The organism is Rhodococcoides sp. S146-33, from assembly GCF_059489205.1.
This window is the reverse complement of record NZ_JCAJWY010000001.1, coordinates 1,430,514-1,444,385: the sequence shown is the minus strand read 5'-3', so window position 1 is coordinate 1,444,385 and position 13,872 is coordinate 1,430,514. Positions and strand designations below refer to the sequence as shown.

The window sequence follows — 13,872 nt, the reverse complement described above, 5'->3', positions numbered from 1 at the left end:
GTCAGAGTCCGGCCACCCAACGGCCGAAGGCATCGCGAAACTCCGATGAGAGCGGCAGCGGAGCAAGTGCAGTGTTGGGATCCGCGGGCAGCGGGCCGAGCTCACCCAACGTGTGTGAGCTGTTGGCGAAGTGCGCGAAGTCGAGGTCGGTGTGACCCAGGGCCACTCGCACGTTGTCGACCTGGCCGCACGAGACGTTGAGGTCCTTGTCCGAGCAGGTCAAGAACGAGGAGTACGAGTCCGGCAGTGCGGCAGCCAGATCCGCCGGGTCTGTCGCATCGGCTTCGCGCAGGAAAGTGGTGCTCTGCCGCAATCCCAGACCGTCGACGATCGGGTCCGGCTCGGCGGACAACGCCCGCCCCGCGCGGATGTCGGCGACGGCCTGGGCAAAGCGATCCCGGGACGTGGCGGCCTGCTCCTCGGTGAATTGACCCATCGCCACCGCCTGGTCGATGTTTCTGTCCACCTGCGCGGTCAACAAGTCGAGGTAGCGAATCGACAACGGCTCGAGCAGGCCGACGTGAGCGAACGCCGCACTGTCGACATCGGCCAGACGCAGCGCCGTCAGCGCGCCCTCGCTGTGCCCGATCACCGTCGTGCGATCCGCCCCGACACCCGTCCGCTGTTGCAGGAATGCCAGTGCGTCCGCGGCATTGTCGACCTGCGCATCGAAGCCGGGAGGGTTGTTGGGGTCCACACCTGCCAGTCCGGTACGACCGCTGCCGAGCTTGTCGAATCGCAGACTTGCGATGCCGCGTCGGGACAGCTCGTCGGCAACGTACGCGGTCGTGTTCAGCTGCAGATCACCCGAGTTTCCGTTGCGATCGGTCGGCCCACTGCCCGGTAACACCAATGCCACGCCGCGGGTTTCACCGACGGGCATGCGAAGGCTGCCGTAGAAGGTGACGCCACCGGACTCGAAACTCACCTCGGAGTCGAGCGCGTCGTCCGGCGACCACGGGACATCGATCGGAGCAGCGACAGCGGAACCGCCGCCGACGAGGACAAGCATCGACGCGACGACAGCGGCCAGCAATCTTCCGGTGTGCAGCATGCAGGCAGGGTAACAATCCGACCGCCCGTTCGGATACTGCGAGGCCACCGGCAACAGTCCCACGGCCCCGAAACGAGGCGTCGAACACACGCTGTTGCGAGGTCCGGATGGGCCTAAGTGCTGGTCGGGGCACACCGCGAATCGGATAGGACGTAGCCTGGCTGGGAAGGTTCGGTGGCTCGGCCGTGAATGACATCCGTGTTGTTCGGTTAGATTGGAAGAGCCACCAGGCACGATGCAAGAGGGTCGAGACCTGTCAACGAGCGACGGGTCACCACAATCGAGGAGAACAGGCCATGGCTTTACCAGTATTGACACCGGAACAGCGCACCGCGGCGCTGGCCAAGGCGGCCGAGGCACGCACTGCGCGGTCGAAGCTGCTCGCATCCGTCAAGTCCGGCGAACTCAGCGTCGCTGACGTTCTCGCCAAGGCGGAGAACGACGAGATCGTCAAGAAGACCAAGGTGTCCGCCCTGATCAAGGCCCTGCCGGGTGTTGGATCCGTGCGCGCCGCACAGCTGCTCGAGCAGCTGTCCATCGCCGATACCCGCCGTATCGGTGGCCTCGGTGCCAACCAGCGCGAAGCACTGCTGGCTGCCGTCGCATCCTGATTCGCAACTTGCGATAACGCGTTACCTGCAGGGCTAGCATTTCGACCATGAACGTCGAAGTGACCCTGCTGCCGGGAATCGGGGTGCGGAAAGATTTCGCCCTCGCTTCCGGGCGCCGCATAGGCGTCATCACCCGCAAGGACGGCGCAAACGAGTTGATCGTTTCGCGCAAGGATGACCCCGATGCGACGCAGGCATCGATCACGTTGAGCAATGAGGAAGCGGCGGCCCTGGGCAATCTGCTCGGGTCGCCGCAACTCATCGCTCAGCTCGGGGAAGAGCATCGCGACCTCCCCGGAATCAACACTCGCCAACTTCCCATTCGCGCGAATTCACGGTTCGTCAGCCGCACACTCGGCGACACCACCATGCGCACCAAAACCGGGGTATCCGTCGTCGCTGTCATGCGCGCCGGTCAGGTACAACCGTCGCCCACCCCCGACTTCACGCTTGCCGCAGGTGACCTACTGGTCGCCGTCGGTACCGCGGACGGACTGGACGCAGCCGCCAAGTTACTCGGCAATGCCTGAGACCAGTCGGGGCTGAGCGAATGGCCGAGAGCGCACTTGCCCTCACCGAGCTGGGCGCAGTGTTCTTCGTTCTCGGACTTCTCGCTCGACTCGCGGGGCGAATCGGCGTCTCCCCCATCCCGTTCTATCTGCTCGGCGGTCTCGCATTCGGCAACGGCGGCATCGTCAACCTCGGCGGTATCGACGAGTTCAGTGAGATCGCCAGCGAAATCGGCGTCATCCTGTTGCTGCTTCTGCTCGGACTCGAGTACACCGCCGCCGAACTCGTCACCGGGCTCCGCCGATCCTGGATGGCCGGACTGCTTGATATCGCACTGAACTTCGCGCCCGGTGCAGTGGTCGCGATGCTGCTCGGCTGGGGCGGAGTCGGAGCCCTCGTCATGGGCGGCGTCACGTACATCTCGTCGTCGGGCATCATCGCCAAAGTGCTCACCGATCTGGGTCGACTCGGAAACCGCGAAACGCCCGTCGTGCTGTCCATCCTGGTGTTCGAGGACCTGGCGATGGCCATCTACCTGCCGATCCTGACCGCGGTACTGAGCGGAGTGAGCTTCCTCGGCGGACTGGAAGCCCTCGGAATCTCGCTGTTGGTCATCACCTTCGTGCTCGTCGTCGCGCTGCGCTACGGCAGATTCGTCTCCGCCATCGTCGACAGTCCCGACCGCGAGGTCGTCCTGCTCAAAGTGCTCGGATCGGCGCTGCTGGTCGCCGGCATCGCGTCGGAACTGCAGGTCTCCGCGGCGGTCGGTGCGTTCCTGCTCGGCATCGCCATCTCCGGGTCGACGGCCGACAACGCCACCCGCATCCTCGAACCACTCCGCGATCTGTTCGCGGCGATGTTCTTCGTGGTCTTCGGGCTCGCTACCGACCCCGCAACCATCCCACCGGTACTGGGTTGGGCGGTCGTGCTGGCAGTCAGCACAACCGCCACGAAGGTCGCGACCGGCTGGTGGGCGGCTGGGCGTCAGGGAATCGGGAGACCGGGTCGACTCCGCGCAGGTGCGGCGCTGGTTGCGCGCGGAGAATTCTCCATCGTCATCGCGGGTCTCGCCGTGGCTGCAGGCGCGGTGGAGGGCGAACTGGCGGCTCTGGCGACGGCGTACGTGCTGTTGATGGCCATCCTGGGACCGATCGCAGCCCGCGTCGTCGAACCCGTCGCGCGGGTAGTACTCCGCACCAAGCCCGCGGTGTGATTGGCTTTTCGACATGGCAGACAAGCGGACGGCTCTGAGGCGACGGCCGCAGCTGTCCGAGGAAGTCGCCAGCCACGTCCGGCACCGCATCATGTCCGGCGAAGTGAGCCCGGGAGACTTCATCCGCCTGGACGAGACCGCAGCCGAGCTCGGAGTGAGCGTCACCCCGGTGCGTGAAGCACTGCTGACCTTGCGCGGCGAGGGCATCGTCGAGCTCGTTCCGCACCGCGGCTACGTGGTGTCGCCCCTGACGCCGACCGACATCGTGGATATCTTCTGGTTGCAGGGCACGATCGCAGTCGAATTGGTACGCCGCGCGGCCCCGAAGATCACCGAGACCGAACTCGACCGACTCGCCGAACTCACCGCGGCACTGTCCACCGCCGTCGAGAACGGCCGGGCCGAGGACGTCGAGAACATCGAGTTCGAATTCCATCGCCTGCTGAACCGGCTGGCCGAGTCCTCCAAGCTGGCGTGGTTTCTCAACAACGCCACCCGCTACACCCCCACCCGCCTGTACGCGACCGACCGCGAATGGGGACGAGCAGCAGTGCGCAACCACGAGGAGCTCATCGAAGCTCTGGTTCGAAACGACATCGACGCCGCCTGCGAATTGATGAAGCAGCAATTCACAGACGGCGCCGAGAGGTTGATCGCGCATCGCGGGTGAGCGCTACGCGCATGTGAACGAAACTTCGTAGTGGGCTACGAAGTTCCATGCACATGGGGTCAGCGCAGCGAGGCGGGAACCTGGAAGCGATCGCCGTACTTCTTGGCCAATTCGTCTGCACGAGTGACGAATCCGGCCTGACCACCCGGGTAGCCGACGACGTACTGGTGCACGCCGCCCGTCCACGCCGGGAAGCCGATGCCGAAGATCGAGCCGATGTTGGCGTCGGCGGTGGTGTTCAGGACACCCTCGTCGAAGCACTTCTGCGTCTCGATGGCCTCGATGAACAGCATGCGCTCCTTGAGGTCCTCGAACGGGATGTCCGCCGAACCCGACTTGAAGGCGTCACGCAGTCCGGGCCACAGGCCGGCGCGCTTGCCGTCCTCGTACTCGTAGAAGCCCGCGCCCTTGGCCTTCGACGGACGCTCGAACTCGTCGACCATCTTGTCGATGACCTCGCCGGCCGGATCCTCGGGGGGGGTTCCACCGGCAGCCTTGATGGCGTCGTAGGTTTCCTTGCGGATCTTCTGCATCAGGTTGAGCGTGAGCTCGTCCGAAAGCTGCAGCGGCGCAGCCGGGTAACCGGCCTGCAGACCGGCCTGCTCGATGGTCGACGGCTCGACGCCCTCACCCAGCATCGCGATGGCCTCGTTGATGAACGTGCCGATCACGCGAGAGGTGAAGAAGCCGCGACTGTCGTTGACGACGATCGGGGTCTTCTTGATGATCTGCACCAGGTCGAATGCCTTGGCCAAAGCCGCATCCGACGTCTTCTCGCCGCGGATGATCTCCACCAGCGGCATCTTGTCGACGGGTGAGAAGAAGTGGATGCCGATGAAGTCTTCCTGACGCTTGATGCCCTGAGCCAAGCTCGTGATGGGCAGCGTCGAGGTGTTGGAGCCGAGCAGCGCCGTCGGATCGACGAGGTCCTCGATCTCCTGGAACACCTTCTGCTTCAACTCTTCCGACTCGAAGACGGCCTCGATGACGAGGTCGGCACCTTCGACGTCCTTGGCGTCGGCGGTCGGGTGGATACGTGCGAGCAGAGCGTCCGACTTCTCCTGGGTGGTCTTGCCACGCGAGAGCGCCTTGGCCTCGATGGCCTCGGAGTACGCCTTGCCCTTCTGCGCGGACTCGAGGGCAACATCCTTGAGCACCACGTCGATTCCGGCCTTGGCGCACACGTACGCGATGCCCGCGCCCATCATGCCTGCGCCGAGAACCGCGACCTTGGTGAAGGTGGTCTTCTCGATGCCGTCGGGGCGAGACTTGCCGGCGTTGATCGCCTGCAGATCGAAGAAGAACGCCTGAATCATGTTCTTGGACACCAGGCCGGTGACCAACTCGGTGAAGTACCGCGACTCGATGGTCGACGCATTGTCGAAATCGACCTGCGCACCTTCGACGGCCGCCGCGAGAATTGCGCGCGGAGCCGGCATCGGAGCGCCCTTGATCTGCTTGCGCAGGTTGGACGGGAAGGCAGGCAGGATCTGGGCGAGCTTCGGATTCGAAGGCGTGCCACCGGGAATCTTGTAGCCCTTGACATCCCACGGTGCGACGCCACCCTCGGGGTTGGCCTTGATCCACGCCTTGGCGGTAGGCACCAATTCCTCGATGCTGCCGACCAATTCGTGAATCAAGCCGATCTCGAGTGCCTTCTCCGGACGGAACCGGGTGCCCTGCGCCAGGACCGACATGAAGCCGGTCTGGATGCCGAGCAGTCGCGTCACACGAGTGACACCGCCACCGCCGGGGAGCAGTCCCAGCGACACCTCGGGCAAGCCGATCTGCACACCGGAAACGTTGGCCGCGATGCGGTGATGCGTCGCCAGTGCGATTTCGAGTCCGCCGCCGAGCGCCGCACCGTTGATGGCGGACACGACCGGCTTACCGAGCTTCTCGATACGGCGCAGCTGAGCCTTGACTTCCTGGACCTCGTCGAACACCCGCTGGGCGTCCTTGGGCTGAGCGGAGATGAGGGTGTGCAGGTCGCCACCGGCGAAGAACGTCTTCTTGGCGGAGGTGATCACGACGCCGGTGATGGAGTCGACCTCGGCCTCGAGGCGATCGACGGTGGCACCCATCGAGTCCTTGTACAGCTGGTTCATCGTGTTGGCGCCCTGGTTGGGGTCGTCCATCGTCAGAACGACAATGCCGTCGGCGTCCTGGTCCCACTGAATCATATTGTCAGACATCGTTTTACCTCAGACTCGCTCGATGATGGTGGCAACGCCCATGCCGCCGCCGATGCACAGGGTGATCAACGCGTATCGGCCGCCGCGACGCTCGAGCTCGTCGAGCACGGTGCCGGTGATCATGGCACCGGTTGCACCGAGCGGGTGGCCCATGGCGATGGCACCGCCGTTGACGTTCAGCTTCTCGTTCGGGATCTTCAGATCCTTCTGGAAACGCAGCACCACGGAGGCGAACGCCTCGTTGAGCTCGAAGAGATCGATGTCGTCGACGGTCAGGCCCGCGGTCGCGAGAACCTTCTTCGACGCCGGGGTGGGACCGGTCAGCATGATGGTCGTATCGGCACCGCTGGTCGCGGTCGCGACGATGCGGGCCCGCGGCACCAGGTTCAGGTCTTTGCCTGCCTGCTCGCTACCGACCAGGACGAGAGCCGCACCGTCGACGATGCCGGAGCTGTTGCCGCCGGTGTGGACGTGCTCGATCTTCTCGATCCAGTGGTACTTCTGCAGCGCGACGTCGTCGAACCCGCCCATGGCCGCGATACCGGTGAAGGCCGGGTTCAGCTTGCCGAGCGATTCCACGGTGCTGCCCGGACGCATGTGCTCGTCCTGATCGAGAATCAGCAGTCCGTTCTGGTCGGTGACCGGAACAACGGATTTGGCGAAGTAGCCACCCAACCATGCGGCCGCGGCGCGTTCCTGGGACTGGACGGCGTACGCGTCGACGTCCTCGCGGGTGAAGCCCTCGATGGTGGCGATGAGATCGGCACCGATGCCCTGCGGAGCGAAGTAGGTGTCGTAGTTGGTGACGGGGTCCATGGCCCACGCGCCGCCGTCACTGCCCATCGGCACGCGCGACATCGACTCGACGCCGCCTGCGATGACCAGTTCGTCCCAGCCCGAACGCACCTTCTGCGCGGCCAGGTTGACCGCTTCGAGGCCGGACGCGCAGAAGCGGTTGAGCTGAAAGCCACCGACGGTGTCGGGCATCTTCGCAGCGAGCACGGCGGTACGAGCGATGTCGGCACCCTGATCTCCGACGGGTGAGACCACTCCGAGAATGAGGTCGGAGATCCGGTTCTCGTCCATGTCCGGGAAACGTCGACGAAGCTCGTCGATCAGGCCTGTCACCAGGGAAATCGGCTTCACCGAATGCAGGGAGCCGTTCTTTCCCTTGCCTCGGGGAGTCCTGATGGCCTCGTAAATGAATGCCTCTGTAGTCACAGCGCGCAGTTCCTTCCAGATACTCGATCTTCTCGCGGTCGCCGTCGCGGCCGACCGCATCGGTGCGAGGCCATGGCAGACCTCAGCTCATGCCACAGTAGGGCTGCGAGAAGATCCGACGTAAGGACCGAAACGAGCGTTGTAGATGACCCGACGATCCGGTTCAGGTTTGAACGACCCGTGCGTGGGACACTCCGATAGATCAGATTTACCGAGCGTGGAAGAAGAGCGACCATGGAAACCGACAACGAATTGACCGTGGGTTCGCGCGTCAAGGTGCACATTCGCGCCGCCGGCACCGACGAGAAGGCCGAGCGAGACGCCTACGAGACGGGCGCGATCGTCGAGGATTTCGGCGTTCAGGCCGCCGACACCACGTCGCGTGAGTGGGCAGTGGCCAGGCGATGGGCCGTGGCATTGGACAGCGGGCGACTCGTGTTCGCCGACAACGAGGATCTCACCGTCGGCTGAATCGCTCTTCTCTCAGGTCTCCTTGAGCGGTACTGCTCCCAGTTCGCTGACCAACAGCTCCATCGCCACTGTCTCCGGGTCGCGACGAACCGTCGGATCGGCAGGCTCGGCCGCTGCCTTGAGTAGCTCTTCTTCGTCCTCCGGCGTCTCCGGTGGCGGAGGGCCTACCGGCTCCGGCTCGTCGGGATAATCCGGTGCCTCGGGCATCGGTATGTCGGCATCGCCGGTAGAACCGTCGCCCGCTGATCCGAAACCGTCCGACGTGGGACGGGAAGCCCCTGCCTGGCTCGGCCTCGAGAACTTCGGCAGCGACGCGGGTTTCGCTGCCGGTTCATCTTTTTTTGCTGATGACTGTTCCGGTGGGGCCGCCGCCCCGACCAGACACACCACCGACCACTCCACCCCGAACACGTCACGCAGGGCGTCGCGAATGACGTCGGCGTTGCGCGGTTCCTCGAGGCGCTTCGCCAGCGGTGCCGAATCGTGGCCGAGTGTGATGGTCCCGTTCTCGACGGTGCGTACCGAGGCACCGGACAGCATCACCTCGACGGTCCTGCTCCGGTCTCGCACCTTGGTGCGCACCTCGGACCACACCGCACGCACCGCAGCCGCGTCGGGCTCGTTCGATGCCGCGGCAGGGGCTGCCGCAGGTTCCGGTTCCGGCTCGAATACGGGTTCCGGTTCGGGGCCGTAATCGTCCTCCGGTTCCGGCGGGAAATCCTCGTGCGACACGGAGGCAGCTGAACTGCTGTTCGGCTGCGCTGCAACGGAATCCGAAGGCGTCGGATTCGGTGTCGCCGCTGGTTCGGAGGCGGCCGCAGGCTCTGGTTCTCGGGCGGGCTCGGGGGTCGGTGCCGGCTCGGGCGTCGCGACAGGTTCCGGAGCGGCGGGTTCCGGAACGGCGGGTTCCGGAGCTGGTGCGGCAGGCACCGGTTCCACAACGGGCTCGGGCGCTGTAACAGGTGTGGGGGCTGGAGCAGCCGGCGGTGATGTCGGTGCCGACACGGGTGGTGCTTCGGCAGCCGGAGGCCGTTGAGACGGTCGCCGGAACTTGGTCGGCGCGGTCGAACTGGGCGGTGCCGAACTGGGCGGGGTGAAACTCGATGGCGCGGGTTCCTCGGCGGCGTGCAACTGCGGTCGCGTCGGGTCCGCCGCCGCTTGCGCGACGGCTGCCTGCTCCCCTGCCGGGAGTGTCACATCGAGTCGCCGTTCCACCCGCTCGAGTCGTTGCAGCACAGCCGACTCCGCGTCGGAGGCCGAGGGCAGCAGCATCCGGGCGCACATCACTTCGAGGAGCAGACGCGGCGCTGTGGCACCGCGCATCTCACCGAGACCCGAGTGCACGATTTCGGCATACCGAGTCAGCGTGGCCGAACCGAGCAGGTCCGCCTCGTCACGGAGTCGTTCGAGGACGTCGCCCGGCACGTCGACCAGCCCGCGCTCACCGGCGTCGGGCACGGCCTTCATCAGAATCAGATCGCGCAGCCGATCGAGAAGATCGACGGCGAAGCGGCGTGGGTCGTGGCCCGCGTCCATCACCTTGTCGACGGTGCCGAACAGCGCCCCGCCGTCGCCCGCGGCCAATGCGTCGACGGCCTCGTCGATGAGTGCGACGTCGGTGACGCCGAGCAGCGACAGTGCCCGCGGGTACGTGACGCCCTCGGGCCCGGCTCCGGCCAGCAGCTGATCCATGACGCTGAGCGAGTCACGGGGCGAGCCGCCGCCTGCGCGGATGACCAACGGATAGACCGCGTCCTCTACCGGGACCTGTTCCTGGCCGCAGATCTTCTCCAGCAGAACGCGCATCGTCGACGGCGCGAGCAGCCGGAAAGGGTAGTGGTGGGTACGCGAGCGGATGGTGGGGAGCACCTTCTCGGGCTCGGTGGTCGCGAAGATGAAGACCAAATGCTCCGGCGGCTCCTCGACGACCTTGAGCAGCGCGTTGAAGCCCGCCGGGGTCACCATGTGCGCCTCGTCGATGATGAAGATGACGTAGCGCGATTCGGCCGGGGCGTACACGGCTTTGTCGCGCAGATCTCGGGCATCGTCGACGCCACCGTGGCTGGCCGCGTCCATCTCGACGACGTCGAAGTTGCCGGGGCCGCCGGGTGCGAGTGCAACGCAGGAGTTGCACACTCCGCACGGCGTCGAGGTCGGGCCCTCCGCGCAGTTCAGCGATCGGGCGAGGATGCGCGCCGAGGAGGTCTTTCCGCAGCCACGCGGGCCGGAGAAGAGGTAGGCGTGATTTATTCGGTTGGAATCGAGCGCCACGCTGATCGGCTCGGTGACGTGCTCCTGGCCGACGACTTCGGCGAACGTCGCTGGACGGTACTTCCGGTAGAGGGCCACGCCCGAAAGGGTACCGGCGACCACGGACACACTTGCATCGCGCGTCACCGTGGGCCGGTGGAGACCGCTCTGATGTTCATGATCGCGAAGCTCTCCCTGGTACCGGTGGAATCCGAGAGCGCAAAGAGCCAGTTGCCGTCCTGCAGGGCATCCGAGATCGAGTGCCGCACGATGGCCCCCTTGGAGTTCTGGTAGTCGATCGAGACGGGTGTGCCACGAGCTGCGGCGTCGGTCAACACATCGAGCTCCTTCGGCAGCAACCGGCTGTGATGTTGCAGTGACGCTCGTACTCGAGCCTGGTCGACGCCGCCCGAGTCGCCGGTGCGCAGCAGCCGTGCCAGCTCACGTGGATCGCGTCGATGCCGTGCAGAGAGGACGGCCGGCTGCGTCGTCCGGGCGGTTGCTGCGCGCACCCGAGGTGAGCTGTCGAGTTCGAGCTGCCCGGTATCGGAGTGCCGCACCGGGGAGTATCCGTGCCTGCGAAGCACCGCGATCGTGTCGATCGGTGTTGCCGAACTGATCAGGACCGTGGGCGCGAGGCGATGGAACTCGAGCACCGCCAAGGCCTCGTCTTCCTCGATGGTGGTGAGCAGTACCTGGTCTTGGGAGACGATGGCGCAGGGAATCCTTCGCACGGCGAGTGCGCCGTACGTGCGCCAACAATCCTTGATCGTGTACGCCAGCGCTTGGGGGACGTCGCCCTCGGCCATACCGGTCAGGGCCTCGATCAGCTCGTCACCGGTGCCGCCCGTGTCGAAGAAGCTGCGGATCGTCGCCGGGGTGAACCGCCACACCGACGCCACCTCCCGCGATTCCGGCTGCGCGGCCGCGCCGAGTATCGACGCCACCTCGGTGCTGGGAGGTCCGGTGACGACTGCCGTGGAATCGGGCAGCAACCGCACCGAGAACGGCACCCGGTCGGCCATGTCCTGTAGCTGGTCCGTCAGGGCCGCGGCGATCCGACTGCGATCGCCGTCCCGGCCGACGGGAAACTCCGTCAGGATGCTGCACAGATCGGTGGGCGCACCGTCGGCCAGCACCCCGAGTCGAGTGGCCTCGGTCCAGAGCGCACCTACATGACCTGCGCCGGCGCTCGTCGAGACAACGGGAATGTGCCAGTCGAGGTAGCGGGCGAATTCGTCGGGACCCAGCAGCACTGTCGTCCGATCGTCGGCACCATCCTGTCGCAGAAGCGCCATCAGCGCGGTTGAGCGCAGGTCTGCGGCCGCGGGATCGTCGAGCATCTTCTTGAGTACCGGCACGGTCTTCTGCGAGCTTCGCGGCACCCGGTGGGTGGGGGTGAACGGCGAACACCACCAGGCTGCCAGCAACACGGCCGCCTGCTCGGCTCGCGCACTGGTGGACCACGTTTCGTACGCCGAGGTCAATGCGACTCCGGCCTTCCCCCGCTCGGCGATCAAGCCGGCTTCACGGGCAAGCATCAGCATCAGAGCGGTGTCGTGTTCGTCGGCGAATCCCAGCCGAGTGGTCAGCGAACGCAGTTCTTTGGCGCTGATGCCACCGGTCTTCATCATCGTCAAGCCGTCGGTATCGACGGACGTCAGCAGCGCCTGCGTGTGCTCGCAGAACTGCAGCAAGGCAATGGAACGAGTGCGCCGTACGTCGTCCTGCGAGAGCACGCGTGTGGCAAAGATCGGCGCAGCGAGTTCGATGGGCAAGCGCCACCCCTGCCCTCGCAGCGCGATGCTCACCTCCAACGGCATCTCGACGCGATGCCCGTCCAGTCGATACAGCAGCCCCCGTTCATAGGCGGCGGTGCCCGCGGTCGGCGGCACATCGAAGATCAGCGACACCGGGTTGCCATCGACGAAGCGAGACAACATCTCTCGCATCTCGACCGGGCCATCGTCATGCAGGGCGCGGATTTGTTCGGGGGTCATTGCGGCTGCGACCGCGTCCGCGCGTGCAGTTCTGTCGAGCCCGGGATCGATCCCCAGACGGGCAAGCAGAGCCAACCGATCCTGTTCGACGGCGCAGCGCAAGAACAACTTTCGCTGCCGCAGAGCCAGTCCGAACGGATGCGAGAATACCCCGGACAGATCGACGGGACGGTATTCGACGGTGTCCGATCCCGGGGTGACGTTCGGCCGAATCAGACCGAAGGACATCAATTCGGCCAGCGCGGCATCGATGTCCGGCGACTGGTTCGCCGTCCCCTCACCGGTCCAGTAACCGACCTCGGCTCGACTGAGATCGCCCATGAGGGCGAACAATTCGAGCAGATCCAGCGCACCGCGATCGAGTTTTCGAGGCAGGGCCGCCACTCGCCACGGTGAGCCGAGCAACTGTGCGAGCAATCCGAACGAGCGCGGCGGAGGGTCGGTGGCCACATCCGGTCGGCGGCGCAGCAGACCGATCAATTCGTCCTCGTCGAGCGAGGCCAGCCACTCCTCGTACGTCCCACTACCCTTGGTCATTTTCTACCCCCCGGTGAAAGTTCTGCCGAACGTACCGCCGGGCACCGACAGACTTACTTGTTCTTGGCTGCCGCTTTCGCTGCCTTCTTGAATTCACGCACCTCGAGCAGGGATTTCTCGTCCACGACGTCGGCGATGGATCGACGCGCATCCTCGTCGCCGTAGGCTCCGGCCGCCTTTCGCCACCCGTCGGGTGTGACGCCCATCTGCTTGCCGAGCAGCGCAAGGAAGATGCGCGCCTTCTGGTCGCCGTATCCGGGGAGAGCTTTGAGACGCTTCAGCACCTCGGCACCGTCGGGGTTCTCGCGGGTCCAGATCTCCTGCGGCTTCCCGTCGTAGTTCTCGACCAGAAATCCTGCTAGCCCCTGAATGCGCTTGGCCATCGATCCGGGGAACCGATGGACGGCCGGAGTCTGCGCACACAATGCCGCGAATTCGTCCGGATCGGCGTCGGCGACGGTGTCGACTTTCAGATCACCGAGACGGTCGACGAGCTTCTTCGGGCCGGCGAACGCCGATTCCATCGGTACCTGCTGATCGAGCAACATGCCGATCAGCAGCGCGAACGGATCCTCGGCGAGCAGTGCATCGGCCTCTGGATCGCCGACGAGGTGCAGTGTGCGAGACATAGCCACGATCCTGCCATGCAACGTCCACACCGATAACGATTCCCCCGAGGAGCTGTGCAGTGGTGCGACGAGCTCACGACCGCCCACAGACGGCGCGCAGTTCGAGAGCCGTCATTCTCACTACGACGATAGCCAGTGCAACCACCGCGCAGATCAGGGCTGGATACACGATCACGGTTGTAACCCAGCCAGTGTGCTCGACAACAACCATGCCGGTGTCCGAGTCGCGGCCGATGCATTCTCGACCGAGAGGCCACCAAGACTGCCGGTCGACGACGGGAAAGGGCGCCACCTCGAAATCCGGTGGACGGTACCCGAAATGCTCAGGAAAGGCTTCGCGACAACCTGATTGGTTTGCCCACCGATGGCTGAACACCCAGACGGTCAGGAAAGCAATGCCGAGAGGAAGCCACACCAGCATGACGGCGGCCCTGGAAAGGCCGTCACGTGGACGAACGGCCGCAATCGATACCACCACCACGATCATGAAGCCGGCTATGAAGATCACGAT

At 65.2% G+C, this 13,872-nt stretch carries 12 protein-coding genes; 5 read left to right on the top strand and 7 right to left on the bottom strand.

What is annotated here, in order from left to right:
• Position 1: 1 nt before the first annotated feature.
• Positions 2-1,054 (bottom strand): alpha/beta hydrolase, encoded by a 1,053-nt coding sequence (locus AC5WEY_RS06895; RefSeq protein ID WP_495645221.1) that lies wholly within the window; start codon positions 1,052-1,054, stop codon positions 2-4.
• Positions 1,055-1,350: 296 nt separating this feature from the next.
• Between AC5WEY_RS06895 and mihF the strand changes: the two genes are divergently transcribed.
• The 4 genes from mihF to AC5WEY_RS06875 are packed head-to-tail and all read left to right on the top strand — an operon-like array spanning position 1,351 to position 4,058.
• The gene (gene mihF / locus AC5WEY_RS06890) at positions 1,351-1,665 is read left to right on the top strand and encodes an integration host factor, actinobacterial type (RefSeq protein ID WP_008712632.1); all 315 of its coding nucleotides are present in this window, start codon (positions 1,351-1,353) and stop codon (positions 1,663-1,665) included.
• A gap of 47 nt (positions 1,666-1,712) precedes the next feature.
• Complete coding sequence (locus AC5WEY_RS06885; RefSeq protein WP_032379978.1) at positions 1,713-2,195, top strand: cation:proton antiporter regulatory subunit; 483 nt, start codon at positions 1,713-1,715, stop codon at positions 2,193-2,195.
• Between the two features lie 20 nt (positions 2,196-2,215).
• Positions 2,216-3,388 carry a cation:proton antiporter gene (locus AC5WEY_RS06880; protein WP_495645220.1) on the top strand — a complete coding sequence of 391 codons (1,173 nt, stop codon included), beginning with the start codon at positions 2,216-2,218 and terminating at the stop codon, positions 3,386-3,388.
• 13 nt (positions 3,389-3,401) lie between these two features.
• The gene (locus AC5WEY_RS06875) at positions 3,402-4,058 is read left to right on the top strand and encodes a GntR family transcriptional regulator (protein ID WP_495645219.1); all 657 of its coding nucleotides are present in this window, start codon (positions 3,402-3,404) and stop codon (positions 4,056-4,058) included.
• 59 nt (positions 4,059-4,117) lie between these two features.
• Here the strand turns inward: AC5WEY_RS06875 and AC5WEY_RS06870 are convergent, their stop codons facing one another.
• Positions 4,118-6,253 carry a 3-hydroxyacyl-CoA dehydrogenase NAD-binding domain-containing protein gene (locus AC5WEY_RS06870; RefSeq protein WP_495645218.1) on the bottom strand — a complete coding sequence of 712 codons (2,136 nt, stop codon included), beginning with the start codon at positions 6,251-6,253 and terminating at the stop codon, positions 4,118-4,120.
• A gap of 9 nt (positions 6,254-6,262) precedes the next feature.
• A complete protein-coding gene (locus AC5WEY_RS06865; protein ID WP_495645217.1) occupies positions 6,263-7,474 on the bottom strand; it encodes an acetyl-CoA C-acetyltransferase in 1,212 nt (403 codons plus the stop codon).
• 234 nt (positions 7,475-7,708) lie between these two features.
• Between AC5WEY_RS06865 and AC5WEY_RS06860 the strand changes: the two genes are divergently transcribed.
• Positions 7,709-7,945 (top strand): hypothetical protein, encoded by a 237-nt coding sequence (locus AC5WEY_RS06860; RefSeq protein ID WP_495645216.1) that lies wholly within the window; start codon positions 7,709-7,711, stop codon positions 7,943-7,945.
• 12 nt (positions 7,946-7,957) lie between these two features.
• Here AC5WEY_RS06860 and AC5WEY_RS06855 read toward each other — a convergent pair whose 3' ends face one another.
• The 4 genes from AC5WEY_RS06855 to AC5WEY_RS06840 all read right to left on the bottom strand — a co-directional run bounded on the left by AC5WEY_RS06855 (position 7,958) and on the right by AC5WEY_RS06840 (position 13,869).
• Positions 7,958-10,294, bottom strand: coding sequence for a DNA polymerase III subunit gamma and tau (locus AC5WEY_RS06855; protein ID WP_495645215.1), 2,337 nt, complete (start codon positions 10,292-10,294; stop codon positions 7,958-7,960).
• Positions 10,295-10,338: 44 nt separating this feature from the next.
• Positions 10,339-12,732, bottom strand: a complete 2,394-nt coding sequence (locus AC5WEY_RS06850) for a helicase-associated domain-containing protein (protein ID WP_495645214.1) — start codon at positions 12,730-12,732, stop codon at positions 10,339-10,341.
• A gap of 53 nt (positions 12,733-12,785) precedes the next feature.
• Positions 12,786-13,361 (bottom strand): HhH-GPD-type base excision DNA repair protein, encoded by a 576-nt coding sequence (locus tag AC5WEY_RS06845; protein WP_495645213.1) that lies wholly within the window; start codon positions 13,359-13,361, stop codon positions 12,786-12,788.
• 73 nt (positions 13,362-13,434) lie between these two features.
• Positions 13,435-13,869: a hypothetical protein gene (locus AC5WEY_RS06840; protein ID WP_495645212.1), complete on the bottom strand. Its 435-nt coding sequence runs from the start codon at positions 13,867-13,869 to the stop codon at positions 13,435-13,437.
• Positions 13,870-13,872 lie beyond the last annotated feature (3 nt).